This window comes from Hwanghaeella sp. LZ110, from assembly GCF_048892525.1.
GTDB lineage: Bacteria > Pseudomonadota > Alphaproteobacteria > UBA8366 > Aestuariispiraceae > Pacificispira.
Genome location: NZ_JBLZHT010000087.1, coordinates 1 through 278 on the forward strand (window position 1 = coordinate 1; position 278 = coordinate 278).

At 54.3% G+C, this 278-nt stretch carries 1 protein-coding gene; it reads right to left on the reverse strand.

The window, feature by feature from the left end:
• Positions 1–267, reverse strand: a 267-nt coding sequence (locus ACOSDM_RS20305; protein WP_420726352.1) for a hydantoinase B/oxoprolinase family protein, incomplete at its 3' end; no start/stop codon positions are given.
• Positions 268–278 lie beyond the last annotated feature (11 nt).

Genomic DNA, 278 nt, shown 5'->3' on the forward strand with positions numbered 1-278 from the left:
GTCAGAATGACCATCATGATCAACATGCTCTTCGGTTTTCCAAACACCATCCGGCAGGGCCCGAATTCTATTGCGAAGCATGATTTCAGAATCCCGCAAGCTATCGGCCATGACGTCGACAACAATCTGTGCGCCATATTTATCGAACAGCTCTGTCATCCGACGGCGCACGACGCCTGCAGCGGCAACCTGAGCCCTGAGATCAAGTTCCGCCAGTGCGGGAGTGCGGGAATTTGTCATCAGCGTCGCCATCACTTCATCGGCGATCTCTCCATCCC